General features: G+C 73.6%; 16 protein-coding genes. 3 read left to right on the top strand and 13 right to left on the bottom strand.

The features are described 5' to 3' along the window. Positions 1-9: 9 nt before the first annotated feature. Positions 10-1164: an MFS transporter gene (locus LCN96_RS06190; RefSeq protein ID WP_225271609.1), complete on the bottom strand. Its 1155-nt coding sequence runs from the start codon at positions 1162-1164 to the stop codon at positions 10-12. A 92-nt stretch (positions 1165-1256) separates the two neighbouring features. Between LCN96_RS06190 and LCN96_RS06185 the strand changes: the two genes are divergently transcribed. Continuing rightward, a complete protein-coding gene (locus LCN96_RS06185; protein ID WP_225271608.1) occupies positions 1257-1688 on the top strand; it encodes a MarR family winged helix-turn-helix transcriptional regulator in 432 nt (143 codons plus the stop codon). On the opposite strand, the gene LCN96_RS06180 is transcribed toward LCN96_RS06185, so the two are convergent. The 12 genes from LCN96_RS06180 to LCN96_RS06125 all read right to left on the bottom strand — a co-directional run bounded on the left by LCN96_RS06180 (position 1668) and on the right by LCN96_RS06125 (position 12460). Next, entirely contained in the window at positions 1668-2618 is a 951-nt protein-coding gene (locus LCN96_RS06180) for a hypothetical protein (RefSeq protein WP_225271607.1), read from the bottom strand. The genes LCN96_RS06185 and LCN96_RS06180 overlap by 21 nt on opposite strands. Beyond that, positions 2615-3217 carry a hypothetical protein gene (locus tag LCN96_RS06175; RefSeq protein ID WP_225271606.1) on the bottom strand — a complete coding sequence of 201 codons (603 nt, stop codon included), beginning with the start codon at positions 3215-3217 and terminating at the stop codon, positions 2615-2617. The genes LCN96_RS06180 and LCN96_RS06175 overlap by 4 nt, the downstream gene beginning before the upstream one ends. Further along, positions 3214-6441, bottom strand: coding sequence for a BTAD domain-containing putative transcriptional regulator (locus LCN96_RS06170; RefSeq protein WP_225271605.1), 3228 nt, complete (start codon positions 6439-6441; stop codon positions 3214-3216). Before LCN96_RS06170 ends, LCN96_RS06175 begins: the two co-directional genes overlap by 4 nt. A gap of 112 nt (positions 6442-6553) precedes the next feature. Beyond that, complete coding sequence (locus LCN96_RS06165) at positions 6554-6970, bottom strand: TadE/TadG family type IV pilus assembly protein (RefSeq protein WP_225271604.1); 417 nt, start codon at positions 6968-6970, stop codon at positions 6554-6556. Then, positions 6967-7353, bottom strand: a complete 387-nt coding sequence (locus tag LCN96_RS06160; RefSeq protein WP_225271603.1) for a TadE/TadG family type IV pilus assembly protein — start codon at positions 7351-7353, stop codon at positions 6967-6969. Before LCN96_RS06160 ends, LCN96_RS06165 begins: the two co-directional genes overlap by 4 nt. Beyond that, entirely contained in the window at positions 7350-7781 is a 432-nt protein-coding gene (locus LCN96_RS06155) for a TadE/TadG family type IV pilus assembly protein (protein ID WP_225271602.1), read from the bottom strand. The genes LCN96_RS06160 and LCN96_RS06155 overlap by 4 nt, the downstream gene beginning before the upstream one ends. Further along, a complete protein-coding gene (locus LCN96_RS06150; RefSeq protein ID WP_225271601.1) occupies positions 7778-8014 on the bottom strand; it encodes a hypothetical protein in 237 nt (78 codons plus the stop codon). Before LCN96_RS06150 ends, LCN96_RS06155 begins: the two co-directional genes overlap by 4 nt. Then, positions 8011-8934 (bottom strand): type II secretion system F family protein, encoded by a 924-nt coding sequence (locus tag LCN96_RS06145; protein ID WP_225271600.1) that lies wholly within the window; start codon positions 8932-8934, stop codon positions 8011-8013. Before LCN96_RS06145 ends, LCN96_RS06150 begins: the two co-directional genes overlap by 4 nt. Further along, complete coding sequence (locus LCN96_RS06140) at positions 8927-9775, bottom strand: type II secretion system F family protein (protein ID WP_225271599.1); 849 nt, start codon at positions 9773-9775, stop codon at positions 8927-8929. Before LCN96_RS06140 ends, LCN96_RS06145 begins: the two co-directional genes overlap by 8 nt. Positions 9776-9778: 3 nt before the next feature. Further along, positions 9779-11074, bottom strand: a complete 1296-nt coding sequence (locus tag LCN96_RS06135) for a CpaF family protein (RefSeq protein ID WP_225271598.1) — start codon at positions 11072-11074, stop codon at positions 9779-9781. Next, positions 11071-11787, bottom strand: coding sequence for a hypothetical protein (locus LCN96_RS06130; protein ID WP_225271597.1), 717 nt, complete (start codon positions 11785-11787; stop codon positions 11071-11073). Before LCN96_RS06130 ends, LCN96_RS06135 begins: the two co-directional genes overlap by 4 nt. A gap of 1 nt (position 11788) precedes the next feature. Next, positions 11789-12460 (bottom strand): hypothetical protein, encoded by a 672-nt coding sequence (locus LCN96_RS06125; RefSeq protein WP_225271596.1) that lies wholly within the window; start codon positions 12458-12460, stop codon positions 11789-11791. A gap of 303 nt (positions 12461-12763) precedes the next feature. Between LCN96_RS06125 and LCN96_RS56435 the strand changes: the two genes are divergently transcribed. Continuing rightward, positions 12764-17530, top strand: a complete 4767-nt coding sequence (locus LCN96_RS56435) for an FtsK/SpoIIIE domain-containing protein (protein WP_263657443.1) — start codon at positions 12764-12766, stop codon at positions 17528-17530. Positions 17531-17603: 73 nt separating this feature from the next. Continuing rightward, positions 17604-19013 (top strand): type VII secretion protein EccB, encoded by a 1410-nt coding sequence (gene eccB, locus LCN96_RS06115; RefSeq protein WP_225271595.1) that lies wholly within the window; start codon positions 17604-17606, stop codon positions 19011-19013. Positions 19014-19041 lie beyond the last annotated feature (28 nt).

Here is a 19041-nt window from a genome sequence, read left to right as displayed (position 1 = left end):
TGACCACACTCAAGCAGTCACCAGCCGCCGAGCCTGCACCCCCGCGACCCCGGCCACCCCCAGCCCCACCAACCCGAGCAGAGCAGCAGTCCACGCCGGCGCCGTATACCCGAGGCCCGCGTCGATGGTGAGGCCCGCAGCGAACGACCCGATGGCGTTGCCCAGATTGAAGGCGCCGATGTTGGCGGCCGAGGCCAGCGTCGGGGCGCCCGCCGCCGCGTCCAGGACGCGCGTCTGCAGGGGCGGGACAGTGGCGAAGGCGGCCACGCCGAACAGGGTGATGGCGACGACGAAGGCGAGCTGGTGGGCCGAGACGAGCGCCACCACGACGGCCAGCAGGGTGAGCAGGCCGACCGAGCCGTAGATGCTCGGCATGACGGCCCGGTCCGCGAGCCGGCCGCCGATCAGGTTGCCGGCCACGAGGCCGACGCCGAAGACGGCCATCACCACCGGCACCGTCCCCGGCGAGAAGCCGCCCACGCCGGTCATGATCGGTGCGATGAACGTGATGACGGCGAAGACGGGCGCGAAGCCGAAGACGGTCATGGCCAGGGCCAGCCAGACGCCGGTCGTGCGGAAGGCGGCCAGCTCGCGCAGCAGGCCGCCGCCCTCGGGCCGGGGCTGGCGGGGCACGAGGGCCAGGACGCCGGCGAGGCCGGCCACGCCGATGGCGACCACGACCCAGAACGTGGCGCGCCAGCCGAACGCCTGCCCGATCCACGTGCCGAGCGGCACGCCGAGCACGTTGGCCAGCGTCAGGCCGGTGAACATCAGGGCGATCGCGCTGGCCCGCTTCTGCGGTGCCACCAGGTCGGCGGCCACCACCGAGCCGACGCCGAAGTAGGCGCCGTGGGCGAAGGCCGCCAGGACGCGGCCGGCCATGAGCACGCCGTACGAGGGGGCCAGCGCCGACAGCAGGTTGCCCACGATGAACAGCACCATCAGCGCCAGCAGCATGGTCTTGCGCGACAGCCGGCCGCCGAGCATGGTCAGCGGCGGGCCGCCGACGGCCACGCCCAGGGCGTACCCGGAGACGAGCAGGCCGGCGGCCGGGATCGTGACGGCGAAGTCCTGCGCCAGCTCGGGCAGCAGCCCGTTGATGATGAACTCCGTGGTTCCGATGCCGAAGGCGCTGATCGCGAGGGCGAACAGGGCGAGAGGCATAGAATTCTCCTCAGACGACGTTAGTAAGCGTAGACATTATTTGCACACGCCGACTAACTGACCATACAACCATGCCGGAGGAGGCTGTCCACATGCCCATAGCCGATGACGCCGCCGAGGCGCGCGCCCAGGGCTGGCGCACCCTCGCGGCGTTGCACGCCAAGATCGAGGACCGGCTGGAGAAGTGCCTGCAGAAGGAGCACGGGCTGAGCGTGAGCGAGTACACCGTGCTCGACGTGCTGGCCAGGCAGGACGGCTGGCACATGCGCATGCAGCAGCTCGCCAGGGCGGTGGTGCTCAGCCAGAGCGCGACCACGCGGCTGGTGGCCCGGCTGGAGAGCCGCGACCTGCTGCGCCGCTACCTGTGCGAGGACGACCGCCGGGGCATCTACTCCGAGGTCACGCCCGCCGGGCGCGAGCTGCTGGAGCGGGCGCAGCCCACGCACGACACCGTGCTGAAGGAGGTGCTGGCCGAGGCGGCGCAGGAGCCCGAGCTGGCCCCGCTAGCCGCCGTTCTGTCCTGACGGCGGGGTGACGTTGCTCTGGATCTCGCCGACCGGCACGTCACGCGTGGTCTCCAGCTCCACGGGGTCGAACTGGAACGGCACCACACCACCCTGGGCCTGGATGTCCACCGGCCACACGGTGGTGACGGTGAGCGTGTACTGCTCGCGCGGCTGGTCGATCGACGAGCGCAGGTAACGCACGCCGCAGGTGAACGCCGCGCCCTTCGCGTACGGCTTCCCGGCGGCCCCGCACCCGCTCTCGGTCACCTCCGCCCGCTCCGGCGTCGTCCCCGGGTCGATCTGGATGTCGTCGAGGGTCGCGACCAGGGTCACGCTCATCACGCCGGGCAGCTCGGCCGTGACGGTGCGGCGCTGCTCGCCCACGCCTTCGAGCCAGACGAAGGTGGGCAGGTTGACGTAGCTCTTGGCATCGGGGTTCAGCTTCACGGCGGGCTCGGGCACGGTGAGCGCGGCGCGGGCGATCTGCGCGAGCTGCTCGATCGTCAGGCCGGCGGGCGGCGTGGTGCCGGTGGGCACGAAGACGAACTGCTCCAGGTTCGTCCAGCAGGCCACGCCGTTGGGGTCGGCCTCGTTCAGCGCGGGCAGCCACCACCGGCCGTCCTCGCCGAGCTTGTCCTTGAACTGCTGGATGAACGCCTGGTGGCTCTCCTCGTCGATGCGCGCCCTGTTGGCCGCGTCACGGCCCTCGCCGCGCTGGCGGAGCATCTCCTCCGGGGTCGGCCCCGGCTCGTACCAGCACGGTTGCGGGATGCGGTAGCCGTCGCCGCTGCCGCCGACGTCGCCGCTGACCCTGATGCTCGTGTGTTTGCCCCGCCACCCCACCGTGTTGCCGGTCTGCTCCTTCTCCTGGGTCGTGTTCTCGCCGGGGCCCGGGACGGGGTCGAGGAGCAGCGGTGCCATGAGCAGAGCCGCTAGCCAGGCTTTCATCGGGTGCATCTCTCTCTGGAGGGAACGTAGGTCCTGATGCGCCACACCCCGTCGGCGCCGCGGCGGGCGGCCACGCTCTGGCCGTAGGGGGTGCGCAACCACTCGGGCTGGGGGCTGACGGCCTTTCCCGTACGGGTGGAGACCATCCGCACCCCCGATTCGTCCACACAGGCGTCGATCTGGGCGCCCTTGCCCACCCGCGCGCTGACGCGCAGGTTGTACAGCCGCCCGACGCCGCGCATCGACCACTGCTCGCGGGCGAACGACTCCACCCACTCGCTCGCCTGCACGGCGGCGTCGAGCTCAAGGCCTTCCTTGTACGTACGTTGCCGCTCGGCCACCGCCTTACGGGTGCCGACGTACTGGTCGACCATCACCTTCAGCAGCGGATCGGGGTTCGCCGGCCATTCGATGCGGGCCTTCAGACCCGCCGCGACCTGGATCGTCCGGGGCTGCGACGGCAGCCGCGTCCTGGGTGTGGCGCTCGCGGTGCCGGCCGCCGCCGGGGGCGGGGGCGCCTCCTGGGGCCGGTACGGCCGTTCCTGCGCTCCGCAGCCCGCCGCGAGCAGCAGGCACAGCACCATCGCCGCACGTCTCATGCCGACGACTCCCTCACCACATGCATGCGCCACGTGGGCAGCAGCTCCTCGATCAACGCCTCGGTCTCGGGGGCCATCGCGCCGCCGTACGCGTGCGACGCGGCCCGCCGGGTCAGGCCCTCGACGACGGCGCGCAGGCGTACCGTGTCCTCCGTCGCGTGCGTGGCACGCAGCAGGTCGCGCCAGAGGCCCTCGTCGTCGGGCGCCAGCAGCAGCGCCGCGCGCACGGCGGCCACCGCGGCGTCCGGCTGGCCGTGCGCCAGCCGCAGCTCGCAGAGCTGGTGCGCGGCGTCGGCCACGGCCGCGGTCACGTCGTACTCCAGGTCGTCGGCCGCCAGCCAGGCGTACCTGCCGGGGCCGCGCGCGGCCAGCAGCGGGCCCCTGACCAGGCCGAGCGCCTTCTCCAGCAGGACGGCCCTGGCCGTGGGGTCGTGCTGCGAGCGGCGCACGAGCTCCCTGAACAACGCCCAGTCCGTACGGACGTCCGGCCCCAGCCGCAGCCTGCCCGCGTCGTCGACGAGCAGGTGCTCCGGCCCGAGCCACTCGGCGACCCTGGCGATCGTGGCGTCCCTGACCAGGTCCTGGACGCCGCGCGGCCACAACACACCGCCGAGCACCACGGGATGCACCCCGCCCACGTGCGTGGCCAGGTACACCAGCAGCTCCGTGGCCAGCTCCATCCGGCCCTCCTCCAGCGGGGGCAGGCCGGAGATCTCGACGGGGCCGAGTATCCCGATCTCGACGACGGGCGGATGCAGCCCCGCCAGCGGCTCGGCCTCCGGGATCGCCTCGCCCTCCAGCCGGCCGGCGGTGCGGAACAGGTCGATCAGCGCCTGGTAGTGGCGGCGCGGCAGGAGCTGTGCCGTCACCTCGAAGCCCAGCTCGGCGATCCTGGCCCTGCCGTCGTCGGTGATCTCCAGGGTCCAGGTGGCGTGCGGGACCTCGCCCGCCACCACGTAGCCGGCGGTGTCCCTGCGGGCCAGCAGCGCCAGGCGGCGGGCCTCGTCGTGCGTGGGCGCCACCGCGGACAGCAGGTAGTGGGCGCTGCGCGGGCTGCCGGTGATGCGGCCGGTCAGCACCTCGCTGCGCGGCGCGGCGCCGGCCTCCAGCTCGGGCAGCACCTCGGCCAGGCTGCCCACCGCCCTGACGCGGCCCGGCGCGATGGCGGTCAGCTCGCCGCCGAAGCCGACGAGCGTGATGCGCATGCGGTCGGACCACAGGTTCGTGGCCAGCTCGACCGCCAGGGCGGCCAGGGCGGCGGTGGTCTGCGGGCCGCGGACGTTGATCAGGCCCTGCGCGGCCTCCAGGTCGATCAGGACGCGGCCGGCGGCGTCCGTGCCGATCGAGACCAGCCCCGGATACGGCGCCCCGCCCGGCCGCGGACCGGCGTCGAGCTGCGGCACGCCGCCCGGCCGCGCACTGGCGTCGGGCTGCGATGCGCCGCTCGGCCGCGCCAGGGCGTCGGGCTGCGGTGCGCCGCTCGCTGGCGGGCTGCCCTGCCGCGCGCCGCTGTCCGCCTGCGGCGCCTCGCTGGGCTGTGCCCGGCTGCCGGGATAGGGCGCTCTGCCTGCTTGCGGCCGACTGCCGGGGTACGGCGCCTTGATCGAGGGCGGCCGGCTGTCGAGGTACGGTGTCCTGCCCGACGGTGACCGGCTGTCGAGGTACGGCGCCCTGCCCAGCGGCAGTTGGCTGCCTGACTGCGGCGCCCCGCCCGGGTGCGGTGGCTCACCGGGCTGCGGCCTGGGAGCGGGGGCCGGGCTGGGGTTCGTTCTCGGGTCCGGCAGGAGGCGGCCCTCGTGGGCGGGCAGGCGCCAGATCTGGCCGCCGTCCGCCGCCGTCCACGGGGCGGGCGGGTCGTCGTCCGCCGGATGGATCCACAGGTCGAGCGAACGGGCCGACAGGTGCGCCCCGTACACCACGGGCGGGGTGCGGTGCTGGGCGGCCAGCTCGGCGCCGAGCGTCCGCAGCCCGACGTCCAGGATGCGGGCGCCCGGCGCGTCGCTCCCGAGTCGCAGCGCGATCTCGGCCTGGGCGGCGTCGTCGCGCGGCCGGACGATCCGGCGGCCGAACAGCCGCCGCCAGAGCTGCTCCCTGCGCCGCCTGGCCAGCACGAGCAGCAGCCCGGCGGCGGCCAGCGAGGCGGCGGCGAGGTACTGCGTCAGGTCGCCGCCCTGCGGCTCGGCGATGACGACGGGCTGCCGATCCGTCGGCGTCTCGTCCTCCTGGTCGGCGCGCCTGCTCTCGCCCTGCTCGGCGCGCTCGCGCTCCTCCTGTTCGGCGCGCTTGCGCTCCTCCAGCTCGGCGCGCCGATCGGCGTGCTTGCCCCCCGGCTGGTCCGTGCTCCTGCCGTCCTGCCGGTCGGTGCTCCTGCCGTCCTGCTGGCCGGGCTGGCGGTGCTTGGCCTCGCCCTGGTCGCGGGGCTCCGGCCGGTCCACGTGCGCCCTGCCGGGGTGCTCGCGCAGGGTCTGCTCGCGGGGCTGGCCGGCGGGGACGATGTGGACGTTCCTGGCGTCGTCCGGCATGTCGAGCACCCAGCCGGGCCTGATCAGGTCGGCCATCCGCAGGCGGGTGCCGTCCGGCTGCTCCTTGGCTTGGTTGAGTCGGTAGATTTCGGGATATCGGCGGCCGTCTCCCAGGCACTTCTCCGCGATCTCCCACAGGCTCTCGTGGTGCCGGCCGTGCGGCGGCTGCACCACGTACACCTTCTTGGTCTTGGGCGTCTCCAGCGTCTGCTCGACGATCGGCGCCGAGTACGCGACCGCCGTCACCGGCGGGGCGGCGGGCGTGGGCGCCGACTTCACCAGCGGCACCACCATCGCCCCCGCCGTGAACAGCAGCAGCACGGCCGAGACGAGCTTGTTCGCGAGGAACTGCATCCCGCCGGAGAGCGGCACGCGGGCGGGCATGCCGACCCGGCGCACCCCGGCGTACACCTCGACCAGCACGCACACGAAGAGCTGGAACCAGGCGCCCCACACCATCAGCACCAGCACGGCCATGATCGTGCTGTGGCCCACCTTGCCGGTCCACACCTGGGGGTCGAGCAGCTCGGCCCTGAGCGGCGGGCCGACGTAGCTGAGCAGCGCGTACGGCACGCCGCCCACCAGCGCCACCAGCACGATCAGCGCCCCGATCCCGGCGAGCACGTCGCCGAAGCTGCGCCTGGCCGGGACACGTACGGGAACGTGACGTCCGGGTGGACGCGCGGGCTCTCGCGTCGGCATCGCCTCTCCTTTCCCCGGTCCAGCGTCGTGCCTCTGGTGTCCCGCATCCATCGAGTGGCGGGATTCGGTCTATCTCGGTTCGGCTATCGCGGTTCGGCCATCTCGGTTCGGGTTACCTGGCCTCGGGGGCCGCGGTGGCCTCGCCTGTCATCTCGGAGCCGGGGAAGCCGATCGCGCTGAGGAAGAACGCCTCCCACCGCACCGACACGGTGACCGTGACCTGCGCCTGCCCCTGGCCGACCACGCACTCCCCCGACGACACCTCGTCGCCGCCCACGGCCGTGACGATCTCGTCTGCCCTGGCGCACACCAGCGCCTCGCCGAGCAGCCGCGCCTGCCCCGTCGCGCGCAGGTGGTCGACGTCCAGCTCGTCGGCGCCGGCCCGGGCGGCCTGCTCGGCCACGTCCGCGGCGCGCAGCCGGGCGTTGATCGCCGAGCCGCCGTCCACCAGGAGTCCGGCCAGCAGGAACACGACCACGGAGAACAGCACGGTGAACACCGACATGGAGCCCCGCTCGCCGGCTCTCATTCGACCCTCCTGAACTGTTCGAGCGGCACCACCGCCGTTCCCGTGAGCCGCTTGGTGCCGCCGAAGCCGAGGAAGCCGAGGTCCAGCTCGCACGACACCTCGGCCTGGACCTGGCCGCCCTGCTCCCACTCCGAGCCGTCCAGGGAGACGGCGGCGGACTGGCAGCGGCTCTGGAGCACGTTCGTGGTGATGGCCTCGGCGGCGGCCTCCGCGTCGTCGAGCGTGCGCTGCACGGACGCGGCGCGGGCGGCGTCACGCGCGGCCCCGTTCACCCGTCCCTGCGACTCGACCAGCACCCCCGCGCCGGCCAGGAACATGAGGAACAGCAGGAAGACCGGGGCCAGCATGACGGTCTCCACGGCCATCGAACCCCGCTCGTTCATGCGCAGTCCTCGCCGCCGTCGTCGGGGCGGAAGCACTCGACGGGCCCGCCCGCGGTCGCGGTGATCGTGAAGGCCAGGTCGGGCAGCAGCGGGATGACCTGCACGGCGCTGCCGGTCACGGTGACGAACCGCTCGTCGGGCTCCCGCTCCGAGGTCGTGGCGGTGGCGTCGCGCAGCAGCCGGGGGCCGACGGCCTGGATGATCTCGGTGGCCTTGCCGGTGGCCTCGCCCTGCCAGGCCCCCGAGTCGAACGGCGCCGCCCTGGCCACCCGCGCCCCCTCCTGGGCGGCGGCCTCGGCCACCTCGCGGGCGTGGAACCAGAGGGCGACCTGCACGATGAGCAGCACGGTCGCGAGGATGACCGGCATCAGCAGCGCCAGCTCGATCACGGTCGCGCCGCGCTCGTCGCGCGGCGGCCCGGCTGTCACGGCTGGCCGCCGCCACCACCGTCACCACCGCCGCCGAAGGTCTGTTCGAGGTTGCTCTGCTGCTGCTCCACCAGGGTCCTGATCAAGGTGGCCAGGCCGAGCGCGACGCCGGCGATGATCGCGGTGATGATCACCCATTCGACGGCGGAGGCGCCCCTGGTGGGCGCGGTGCGGGCGCGGCGGACCCGCTCGCCCAGGTAGGCGTTGAGGTAGACGATCCACGGGTGGTTCATGAGACTCCCAACATCTTCATCGCGGCGGGGTAGCTGAGAAAGATCACGAAACCGGCGCAGAGCAGGAGCTGGGCCACCAGCATCGACTGGGAGCGCTCGCCCGCCCGGCCCTCGATCTCGGCCAGCTCACGGCGGCGCAGCGTGGCGGCCCTGGCCGTGAGCGAGGCACGTACTTTGGCGCCGTCGTCGGCCACCAGGCCGAGCGCGGCGGACAGGTCGCGCAGCTCGTCGACGTTGATCTCCTCGCCGAGCTGGCCGAGGGCCTGCCACGGCGTGATGCCGACGATCCTGGCGCCGCTCAGGGCGTCGCGGATGCGGCCCATGGCCCAGTTGGGCTGCTCGCCGCTGACCGAGACGGCCATCATCAGGGCCTCGGGGACGCCGCGGCCGCCCGCCAGGTTCATGGAGACGAGGTCGAGGAAGGCGCCGACGACGTGGCGGAAGTCGCGCCGCTTGGCCGCCGCGTCCCGCTTGACCTGGAGGTCAGGCAGGAAGAAGAAGACGACGGCGACGAGCACGGCGCTCCAGAACGGGATGGCCAGGGACACGCCCCACTCCATGAGCACCAGCCAGGCCAGCAGCAGCGGGAAGGCCAGCAGGCCGCTGGCCGCCAGCAGCACCTTGGTGGCCAGGAACGCCTCGAACGAGCGGCCGAGCAGGGCCAGGTCCGACCTGACCGGCCTGGCCTCCCAGCCGCGCGCGCCGTACAGGCGGGCCAGGCGGGCGCCGAGGCCGCGCCGGAACGCGCCGACCTCCTCGTCGGGCAGCACGAGCTGGATGCGGGGCGCGCCCGCGTCCTCGCGGACGGCGTCGAGCGCGAGCAGCCGCGCCACCAGCCCGGGACGGGCCGGGAACAGCGCTCGCAGCAGCACGAACAGCCCGAGCCCGAGCGCCGCGCCGGCCAGCGCGCTCTCAACCATCGCCGCCACCTCCCATGAGCAGCCGTGTGGGCTTGTCGAAGCGGGCCAGCCGCCGCATCCAGGCGAACCCCGCCCCGAACAGCCCCGCCACGACCACCAGGACGGCCTGGCCGAGGTAGCCCTCGTACTCCTTGACGTACTCGGGGTTGAACAGCACGAGGATCCCGGCGAAGGCCAGCGCCGTGATGACGACGATCTGCACGCTGCGCCTGGTCGCGCGGCGCTCGGCCTCGACGCGGCGGCGCATGTCGAGCTCCTCGCGGGCCGAGACGGCCAGCGCGCCGAGCACGTCGCGCAGCCCGGGGCCGCGCAGCTTGGAGTTGAGGATGAGCGCGGCGACCACCAGGTCGGCCGAGGGGTCGTCGAGCTCGTCGGCGAAGCGGGCCAGCGCGTCGGGCAGCGCCATCCTGGTGTGCAGCCGGTCGATCAGGGCCCGCAGGTGCGGCCTGAGCGTGGGCGCGGCGGCCCTGATGGAGGAGGGGATGGCCTGTTCGAGGCCGGCGGCTCCGGCGATCGTGTCGCGCAGCGACTCCGTCCAGGCGGCCAGGCCCTCCAGGCGGCGCATGGCGGCCCGCTCCTCGGCGGCGCCGCCCGCCAGGCCGCGCCAGGCGAACACGAGCAGCACCGTGCCCACCGCCATGACCGGCCAGTGGGTGATGATCAGAACGAGCGTGGCGGCCACCGCCGCGACGGCGCCGCGGGTGGTCAGCGCCTTGATCAGGTCGCTCCTGGGCCGGGTGGGGCGGGGGCGCAGGCCGTACAGGGCCAGGACGAACAGGAACAGGCCGCCGCCTGCTGCCGCGCCGGCCAGCAACGCCAGCGGGTCGATCGTGAACGGCATGCCTCACCACCCTCCCGGGGAGTAGCCGTGGGCGGCGAGCTCCTCCAGGCAGGAGATCGGCGCGTGCGGGACGGCGCCGCCGTCGGGGCCCGGCACGAACACCTCGCTGGACAGCACGCGGCCGTCGCAGCCGTTGACCTCGCGGATGCTGGAGACGTAGCGGCGCAGCCGGCCGCCCACGTGGTAGTCGTTGCGCTTCTCGATGAAGACCACGAAGTCGATGGCGCCGGCGATGAGCATGTGGGTGGCGTCGATCGGCAGCCGCTCGCTGGCCTGCAGGGCGTAGGTGGAGATGCGGTTGAAGACCTCCATGCTGGAATTGGCGTGGATGGTCGACAGGGAGCCGTCGTTGCCCTGGGTCATCGCGTTGAGCATGGTGACGATCTCGTCGCCGAGCACCTCGCCGACGATGACGCGGCTGGGGTTCATCCGCAGCGAGCGGCGGACGAGCTCGGCCATCGTGATCTCGCCCTGGCCCTCGGAGTTGGGCAGGCGCTGCTCGAAGGCGACGACGTTGGGGTGCAGCTCGGGGAACTGGTCGAGGCCCAGCTCCAGGGCGCGTTCGACGGTGATGAGCCGCTCGGTGGGCGGGATCTCGTTGGCCAGGGCACGCAGCAGCGTCGTCTTGCCCGCGTTGGTGGACCCGGCGATCATGATGTTCTTGCGGGCGGCGACCGCCGCCCGCAGAAAGCGCCCGATGTCCTGACTTATCGTGCCGTTGCCCACGAGATCGGACATGAAGACCTTGCCCAGGCGGGCCCGGCGGATCGACACGGCCGGCCTGACCGTGACGTCCATGACCGCGCTCAACCGGGAGCCGTCGGGCAGGCGCAGGTCGAGCTGCGGGTTGGCGGTGTCGAAGGGCCTGCTCGACAGCCCGGAGTACGCCGCCAGGATCTGGATCAGCTCGATCAGCTCGTCGTCGGACTCGGCGACCGGGTCGTGCATCAGCTCCTGGCCGTCGGCGTAGCTGACGAACACCCGGTCGCAGCCGTTGATGTCGATGTTCTCGACCTCGGCGTCGTCGAGCAGCGGCTGCAGCCGGCCCACGCCGAACAGCGCCGCGTGGATGCCCGCCGCGAGCGCCTCTTCCTCCTCCACGGTGGGCGGCGTGCGGCCCAGGCCGATCTCGCCGCGCGCGTGCTCCTCCAGCACCTGGGAGATCAGCGCCCTGGCGAACTGGCGCTCGTCCTCGCCGGTCATCGGGGGCAGGCCGTTGGCCTGGTCGAGCCGTCGCTGGTGGGCCAGGCGGTCGCCGACCTCCTGGCGGAAGCGCTTGACGAGCGAGTGGTCGATCATCGGGTGCTCACCAGCCTCGCCGCCAGGTCACGGGCCGTACGGATGAGCAGCGAGCGGTCCAGCCGGCCGCCCCACTGGCCGCGCAGCAGCTCGGCCCCCTTGGGGTCGTAGGCCAGGCCGTGCACGTACTGCACGCTCGGGCCGACGATCCTGCGCACGTCCTCGATGGAGCCGCGGTAGTTGCGCGGGTCGGCGATCACGACGACGCCGTGGGCCTTGGTGATCTGGAGGCGCTCGCGCAGGTGCGCCACGTGGTCGAGGGTGGCCCTGGTGAGCAGCACGACCTGCTCGGACTCGGCGATCAGGTCGGCGAGCTGCGGGTGGGCGCCCAGGCGGCCGCAGTCGGCGATCACGTCGGCGTTCGGGATGGCGGCCAGCGACCTGCCGAGCGGGCCCCACAGCCAGGTGAGCCCGGCGGCCTGCTCGCCGTGGGTGAGCCCGACCAGCACGTCCAGGCCGCCGACGACCTTCTGCGTGTGCTGGTGGATCTGCGCGGCCTCAAGGCCGCGCCGCGCGGTGGCGCCGAGCGTGAGCAGCCCTCTGCCGGGGTTGAGCACGCCGCCGCCGGCGGCGGGCAGCCGGTAGGCGAGGTCACCGCCCGCCGGGTCGCATTCGGCCAGCAGGACGGGACGGGGCCAGACCGCCGCGAGCGCCGTGGCGGCGGTGGTCACGCCCGGCGCGCCCTTGTCGGCGGCCAGTACGATCAGTGCCACGTCAGCGTGCCCCCGGGAGCTCGGCCACCGCGACCTGTCCGCTGGAGGCGGCGGCCACGATCTCCGGCGCCGCCGGAGCTTCGACGACCACGGTGATCTGGCCGGAATTTCCCGTCCGGGACTTGTCGCCGACGGAGAAGACGAGCGCGCTCGCGGCGAGCACCCGGCTTTCCCCCTCACTCGCTCTGCTGGGGACGAATATCACCTGTACGCGGTCGCCCTGCTGCACGCCCGCCGGCATTTGACCGGGTTTGAGCGCCAGCCCGACAGTGGCCTTTCCCTGCCCCAGCTCGCTGCTGGCCCGCACGCCCATCTGGTCGGTGAGCAGCGTGCCGGGCAGGATCGTGACGGCCGCGAAGCTGTCGAGCACCTGCTGTCGCTGCGCCCAGGAGACGAAGTCGACGCCGTCGTCGGCGATCTTCACTTCCTCGATGGCCTGCGGGGTGAACTTCTGCCCCGCGCCGACCTGCTGGACGACGCGGATCGCGGAGACCCGGTTGCCGCTGTTCAGCACGAGCAGGGTCGTGGCCAGCGCGCCGCCCAGGATGAGCAGGACGGCCAGCGCGGCCAGCGCCGGCTTGCGTTCCCGGGGCGGGACGGGGAGCTTGCGCGAGGCCGGCCCCGACAACCCTGCCGCCGCGTTGGCGGCAGGCTGCTTTTCACTGGTCCTCATGGGTGGGGGGCTCCCGAAAAGGTGAATTGCGGAATTCACGCCATTATGTGGGGATCATCCGAGCGGCGGAGGCGGAATTCGAAGACCCATGCTTGTTTCGCAGGTGACATGATGTCAAGCGGAAATAATCAATGCCTATTGTTTCTACCGAGTTGACGAATACCGATTTATTGGGCTACTCGCCTCTTCATCAACTTCTGTCACATCAATCACCCGGCCATGCCATTGGCGTCAACCGGCGCGCCCCGCCACGTTCTTGACGCTACCTTTGGCGCCCGAAGTCGACCGAGGAGAGACGGCACCATGCGGATCATGCTCACCGTGATCGGCGGGCAGGGCGACCGTGACGTCGTGATCGACGGTGACGGCGGCGCCACGGTGGGCAGGCTGAGCGAGGCGCTCGGCGACCAGGGCCCGCTGGCGCAGGTCGTCCGGCTGCCCAGGGCCAGGGCCCCCTACGGCCTGGCGGCGAGCGGCGACGGCGGCCCCCGGGTGCCGCGCCCGCGCCGGCCCGAGCGCGCCGACATGGGGCCGCCCACGCTGTGGCGCGACGGCCGCCCGCTCGACCCGCTCGCCCCGGTCGCCGCCGTGCTGCGCGACGGCGACAAGGTCACGCTGGAGGCCCGCCTGGCCCGCGCGACCGTCGTCGAGGAGCCCGGCGGGGTGGCCGAGGTGCGGGTGGTGGGCGGTCCGGCCGCCGGGGCGGTGCACCGGCTGGGGCTGGGCGTGCACGTCATCGGGGCCGACCCGATGTGCGCGGTGGCGGTGGGCGATCCCGCGCTGGCTCCCGAGGCGGTGACCGTACGCGTGACGCCGGAGGCCATCACCGTGGAGCGGGCCTGGCACCCGCCGGCCGACGCGCCCAGACTCAAGCTGAAGGGCCGCTGGGCCGAAGAGGTCGCCGAGCTGACCGCCCGTACGGCGGAGCGGGAGGCGGCGGCGCTGGCGGCCGGCTACGGCGAGGTGCCCGAGCTCGACGGGCAGCCGCTCACCGAGCCGGTCGAGTGGCCCGACCAGGCGGTGCTGACCTGCGGGTCCTCGGTGTTCGTGCTGACCTCGATCGAGCCGAGGGACGCCCACCTGGCGCCGCACAGGGAGGGCGGCGTCGCCTACAACCGCCCGCCCAGGCTGCGGCGGCCCGAGCCCCGGCGCACGTTCGTCCGGCCCAAGGAGCCGGTCAGGAACGAGGGGATGCGCCTGCAGCTCCTGGCCGCCCTGCTGCCCGCCGTGCTCGGCATCACGCTGGCGATCGCGCTCAAACAGCCGTACTACCTGCTCGTCGCCCTCATGACGCCGGTCATCATGATCGGCCAGTGGTGGAGCGACCGCCGCCACGGCAGGAAGCAGCACAAGAAGGCGCTCAAGGAGCACCAGGAGCGGCTGCGTGCCTACGACGAGGAGGTGGAGCGGGCCCGCGTCGCCGACGAGGCGGCCCGCAGGGACGACGCGCCCGACCCAGCCCGGGTGCTGCTCACCGCCACCGGGCCGCGCAGGCGGCTGTGGGAGCGCCGGATCCACGACTCCGACGCGCTCAGGCTGCGCGTCGGGCTCGCCGACCTGCCCGCCGACCTGGAGCTGTCGGAGGAGCAGGGCGGGCGCATCGAGCCGCCGATCTGCCGCTCCGTGCCGGTGGCGCTGCCCATGCGGCGGCTCGGCGTGGCCGGTGTGACGGGTCACCGTACGGCGGCGGCCGGGCTGGCGAGCTGGCTGATCGCGCAGGCGGCCACCCTGCACAGCCCGCGCGACCTGGCCATCGTGATCGTGTCCGCGCACCAGGACGCCGAGCGGCAGTGGGGCTGGCTGCGCTGGCTGCCGCACTGCGCGCCACGGGCCGGTGAGGAGTGCGTGGCGCTGGTGGGCGCCGACCCCGACTCGGCCGCCCGCCGGGTCGCGGAGCTGGCCGCCCTCATCGACGAGCGCCAGAACACCGCCATCCCCGAGCTGGGCAAGGTCCCCACCGGCTGGGACGACCTCGGCGGGCCCGAGCAGCCCACGTTCTCCTCCTACGACGTGCGCCCCTACGACGTGCTGGTGGTCCTCGACGGCGCCCAGGTGCTGCGCGGCCTGCCCGGCATGCCGCAGGTGCTGCGCCAGGGCCCGCGCTGCGGCGTGTTCACCCTGGCCATCGACGAGGACCAGCGGCTGCTGCCCGAGGAGTGCCAGACCGTGGCCGAGTGCGGCGCCGACGGCCTCGTCCGCCTGCGGGGCGGCGGCCTCGACGTCATCGGCCCCCTGCTGGGCGACCTCGTCTCCCCCGCCTGGTGCGACCGGCTGGCCAGGGCGCTGGCCCCGATCCGCGACGTGAGCAGGGACGACACCGGCGGCGACCTGCCCGACGCGGCCCGCCTGCTCGACCTGATGGGCCTCACCGTGCCCACCGGCGCCGAGCTGGCCGCCCGGTGGGGCGCGCGGGGCAGCACCGAGGCGCTGATCGGCGTCGGCCCCGACGGGCCGTTCTCGGTGGACCTGCGGCTCGACGGCCCGCACGGGCTCATCGCCGGCACCACGGGCGCGGGCAAGTCCGAGCTGCTGCAGACGCTGATCTGCTCCCTGGCGGTGGCGAACCGGCCCGACCAGCTCACGTTCGTGCTGATCGACTACAAGGGCGGGGCGGCCTTCAAGGAGTGCGTACGGCTGCCGCACACCGTGGGCATGGTCAGCGACCTCGACGGCCATCTCACCCAGCGGGCCCTCGACTCGCTGGCCGCCGAGATCCGGCGGCGGGAGCGGCTGCTGGCGGCGGCCGGGGCCAAGGACATCGAGGACTACACCGGGGCGGGGATGCCGCGGCTGGTGCTGATCATCGACGAGTTCGCCGCGCTGGTGGCCGAGCTGCCCGACTTCGTGGCCGGGCTCGTGGACATCGCGCGGCGGGGGCGGTCGCTGGGGATCCACCTGATCCTGGCCACGCAGCGGCCCGCCGGGGTGGTGACGGCCGACATCCAGGCGAACACGTCGCTGCGGATCGCGCTTCGGGTGACCGAGCCGGCCGAGTCCGCCGACGTCATCGACCTGCCGGACGCGGCGCACATCTCCAAGTCCACGCCCGGACGGTGTTACGTGCGGTCGGGGGTGGGGGCGGCGGTCGCCGTGCAGACGGCCAGGGTCGGCGGCCGCAGCCCGGTCACGCCCCCTGCGGCCGGTGACGGGGCGGCGGGTGATAGGTCGCCGGGTGGTGGGTCGCCGGGTGGTGGGGTGCGGGTGCTCGACGTGGGATGGGGTGCGCTGGGGAAGGCGTTGCCGCCGCCTCCGCGGCCGGAGGAGGAGGACTCCGCGATCACGGATCTCACGCTCGTCGCCGACGCCCTCATCGAGGCCGCCCGGCTGGCCGGTGTGCCCGCCCAGCCGAGCCCGTGGCTGGACCCCCTGCCCACCCACCTCGTCCTCGACCTCCCGGCCACGCCCCCGGCGGCGGGTGAGGTGGAGCCGCTGCCGTTCGGGATCACCGACCGGCCGTGGGCGCAGGACAGGAGCCCGCTGGCGCTCGACGTGGCGCACGGCGGTCACCTGCTGATCGCTGGGGCGGCCCGCAGCGGGAGATCGACGGCGCTGCGCACGATCGCGGGCTCGATCGCCGCCCACGCCTGCCCCGAGGACGTGCACCTGCACGCGGTGGACTGCGGCTCGGGCGCGCTGCTGCCGCTGGTGGCCATGCCGCACTGCGGCGCCGTGGTGACCCGCGACCAGCTCGACCGGGTGGAGCGGCTGCTGACCCGGCTGCGCGCGGAGGTCGGGCGCAGGCAGCAGCTCCTGGCGGAGGCCGGGCACGCGTCGCTGGCCGAGTACCGGCAGAGCGGGCATCGGCTGCCGTGGCTGGTGTTCATGCTCGACCGGTGGGAGGGCTTCGTCGCGGCCTTCGAGAACTACGACTACGGGCGGCTGATCGAGGCGGTGCTGCAACTGCTGCGGGAGGGGCCCGCGGTGGGGCTGCGGGCCGTCGTGAGCAGCGACCGGTCGGGGCTGCTCGGGCAGGTGTCGACCGTCTTCGACGATCGGCTGCTGCTGCGGCTGTCCGACGGCACGGACTACGGGCTGGCGGGCTTCCCGCTCAAGGGGCTGCCGGCCGTCATGCCGGCCGGTCGGGCGCTGTCGATGGGCGAGCACGGGATCGTGGAGCACCACATCGCCCTGCTCGCCGCCGATCCGGCCGGCCCGGCGCAGGTGGCGGCCCTGCAGTCCCTGGCCCGCGCCGCCGCCTCCGACCCTGACCCGGCGACGGAGGACGCCGCTGACCGCGCGACCGGAGCGGACAGCGCAGCCGACCGCGCGACCGGAGCGGACAGCGCAGCCGTCCAAGGCGCCGGGGGTGTCGCAAGCAGGCGGCCCGGTCGCTCGCATGCCCTGGGAGTCGGCAGGCCGCCCTGGCGCTGGGGCGGGTCGCCGCCGTTGCGGGTGGACGCGCTGCCGATGCGGATCACCGCCGCCCAGGCGCTGGCCCTCGACCCCGGGTTCGCGCCGCCGTCGCCGCTGTGGGCGCTGGTCGGCGCGGGCGGGGACGCGCTCGCGCCGCTCGGCATCGACCTTCAGGCGCAGGGCCCCGGCGCGGTGATCGCCGGGCCGTCGCGCTCCGGCCGTTCGTCGGCGCTGATGACGGCCGCCCTGTCGCTGATCGATCAGGGCACACCGATCGTGGCCGTCGCGCCCAGGCGCAGCCCGCTGCGCGAGCTGGAAGGCGCGCTGGCCGTCCTGGACGGCGACGCCACGAACCTCCAGGAGCTGCTGGCCGGGCACGACCACTACGTGGTGCTGGTGGACGACGCCGAGCTGGTGAACCCGGACGGCCCGCTCGGGACGGCGCTGGAGGAGGTCATCAGGACGGGCCGCGACGGCGACCACGGCCTGCTGATCGCGGGCGCGACGGGTGACCTGACCGTGGCCTACCGGGGTTTCGTGGCGGAGGCGCGCAAGTCCCGTACCGGGCTGTTGCTGGCCGTGCAGGGGCAGACCGACGGCGACCTGTTCTCGATCCGGCTGCCGCGCGGCGCGGGCGGCGGGCCGTCCGGCCGCGGGCTGCTCGTGACGACCGGCACCCTCACTCAGGTTCAGGCGGCGTTGCCGGACAACGGCTGATATTCACGCGGATGTCCGGAACTCCGGCTAGGCGTGCGCAATATGCTGATCCCTGCGACACGTGGGGAGAGAGATGCAGACCCGGAAGGACCTCTACCAGGCGCACAAGCTGATGCAGCAGCGTCTGGGGATGGCACTGCTGCAGGCGGAGCCGGACGTGCCCGAATCCCCGATGCGACGGCACAACGTGGCCATGTTCTGCGGCATCATCGTCGCGCTGCTGGTCACGGCGGCGTTCGGGATCTGGGGGCTGCTCAAGCCGGGCGGGGCGACGAACCTGGAGGCGGCAGGCCAGCTCCTGGTGGAGGAGGAGACCGGCGCCAAGTACGTCTACAGCCAGGACCAGAAGCGCATGCTGCCGGTCGCCAACTACGTCTCCGCACTGCTGCTGCTGGACGCACCCGACTTCGAGGTCAGGAACGTCTCCGCGGCCTCGCTCGCCAAGTACCCGCGCGGCCCGCTCGTGGGCATCGCCGGCGCCCCTGACTCGCTGCCGCCCAGGGAGAAGCTGGTCAAGGGCCCGTGGTCGGTCTGCGTGACCGAGGCGCCGGACGCGACGGGCACGGCGGTCCCGTACGTGACGCTCGTGGGCGGCAGCGACGTCGGCGGCACGCCGATCGGCACCGGCGCGCTGGTCGTCACGGACGGCCAGGACACCTGGGTGATCTGGAACGACCAGCGGATGAAGACCGGCGAGGCCGGCGTGCGGGTGCTCAACGCGCGCCCCAAGCGGGTGCCCTCCCCCTGGGTCAACGCCATCCCGCCCGGCCCCGACTTCAAGGCGCCGGGGATCCCCGGCATCGGGAAGAAGAGGCGCGGCCCCGACGGCCGCAGCGCCGCCATCGGGCGCGTCTACACCGTGAAGGGCGTCGGCGGCGCCCCCGACCGCTGGTACGTGCTGCTCGCCGACGGCCTGGCCACCGTCAACGTCACGCAGGCCACGCTGCTGCTGGAGGAGCCCGGGCTGAAGCGGGCGTACGGCGGCAAGGCGGCCATGCCGCTGGAGCTGGACGCCGCCACGGCCAACGCAGCGAGCAGCGGCCGCACCCTCACCGTGGGCGGCATGCCCACCAGCCTGCCCAAGGCGATCGCGTCCTCGGCTTCGCCGCTGTGCTCGGTGTACGCCGACACGCAGAACGGCTCGGCCAAGGCGAGGCTGACGGTCGGCGGCACCATGGCCATCCCCGCACCCAGCGTCCGGGGCGACCAGGAGCACTTCGACCAGGTGCTGATGCCGGCGGGCTCGGCGGCGCTGGGCGGGCTGCTGCCGGGCGACGGCCAGAAGCCGTTCGTCCAGACCTACTTCCTGATCAGCGACCAGGGCAGGCGGTTCCAGCTGCAGTCCGGCGATCAGATCAACAAGCTGGGGTACGGGGCCGAGGACGTGGCGCCGATCCCGGGCAACCTCGTCCATCTGCTGCCGGAGGGGCCGACGCTGGATCCGCAGGTCGCACGTTCGCCGCTGCAGATCACCGTGCAGTGACCGCACGCCGGGGGCCGAGCGGCCCCCG

The organism is Nonomuraea gerenzanensis, assembly GCF_020215645.1.
GTDB classification, from domain to species: Bacteria; Actinomycetota; Actinomycetes; order Streptosporangiales; family Streptosporangiaceae; genus Nonomuraea; species Nonomuraea gerenzanensis.
The sequence above is the reverse complement of the archived record's forward strand: the minus strand, read 5'-3'. Positions and strand labels throughout refer to the sequence as shown.

Bases quoted from the DNA above. Each gene is read 5' to 3' on its own strand.
- eccB (WP_225271595.1), top strand. From the start codon at position 17,604: ATGCAGACCCGGAAGGACCTCTACCAGGCGCACAAGCTGATGCAGCAG.
- LCN96_RS06175 (WP_225271606.1), bottom strand. From the start codon at position 3,217: ATGAGACGTGCGGCGATGGTGCTGTGCCTGCTGCTCGCGGCGGGCTGC.
- LCN96_RS06150 (WP_225271601.1), bottom strand. From the start codon at position 8,014: ATGAACCACCCGTGGATCGTCTACCTCAACGCCTACCTGGGCGAGCGG.
- LCN96_RS06185 (WP_225271608.1), top strand. From the start codon at position 1,257: ATGCCCATAGCCGATGACGCCGCCGAGGCGCGCGCCCAGGGCTGGCGC.
- LCN96_RS06125 (WP_225271596.1), bottom strand. From the start codon at position 12,460: ATGAGGACCAGTGAAAAGCAGCCTGCCGCCAACGCGGCGGCAGGGTTG.
- LCN96_RS06165 (WP_225271604.1), bottom strand. From the start codon at position 6,970: ATGAGAGCCGGCGAGCGGGGCTCCATGTCGGTGTTCACCGTGCTGTTC.
- LCN96_RS06140 (WP_225271599.1), bottom strand. From the start codon at position 9,775: ATGCCGTTCACGATCGACCCGCTGGCGTTGCTGGCCGGCGCGGCAGCA.
- LCN96_RS06180 (WP_225271607.1), bottom strand. From the start codon at position 2,618: ATGAAAGCCTGGCTAGCGGCTCTGCTCATGGCACCGCTGCTCCTCGAC.
- LCN96_RS06135 (WP_225271598.1), bottom strand. From the start codon at position 11,074: ATGATCGACCACTCGCTCGTCAAGCGCTTCCGCCAGGAGGTCGGCGAC.
- LCN96_RS06190 (WP_225271609.1), bottom strand. From the start codon at position 1,164: ATGCCTCTCGCCCTGTTCGCCCTCGCGATCAGCGCCTTCGGCATCGGA.
- LCN96_RS06145 (WP_225271600.1), bottom strand. From the start codon at position 8,934: ATGGTTGAGAGCGCGCTGGCCGGCGCGGCGCTCGGGCTCGGGCTGTTC.
- LCN96_RS06170 (WP_225271605.1), bottom strand. From the start codon at position 6,441: ATGCCGACGCGAGAGCCCGCGCGTCCACCCGGACGTCACGTTCCCGTA.
- LCN96_RS06160 (WP_225271603.1), bottom strand. From the start codon at position 7,353: ATGAACGAGCGGGGTTCGATGGCCGTGGAGACCGTCATGCTGGCCCCG.
- LCN96_RS56435 (WP_263657443.1), top strand. From the start codon at position 12,764: ATGCGGATCATGCTCACCGTGATCGGCGGGCAGGGCGACCGTGACGTC.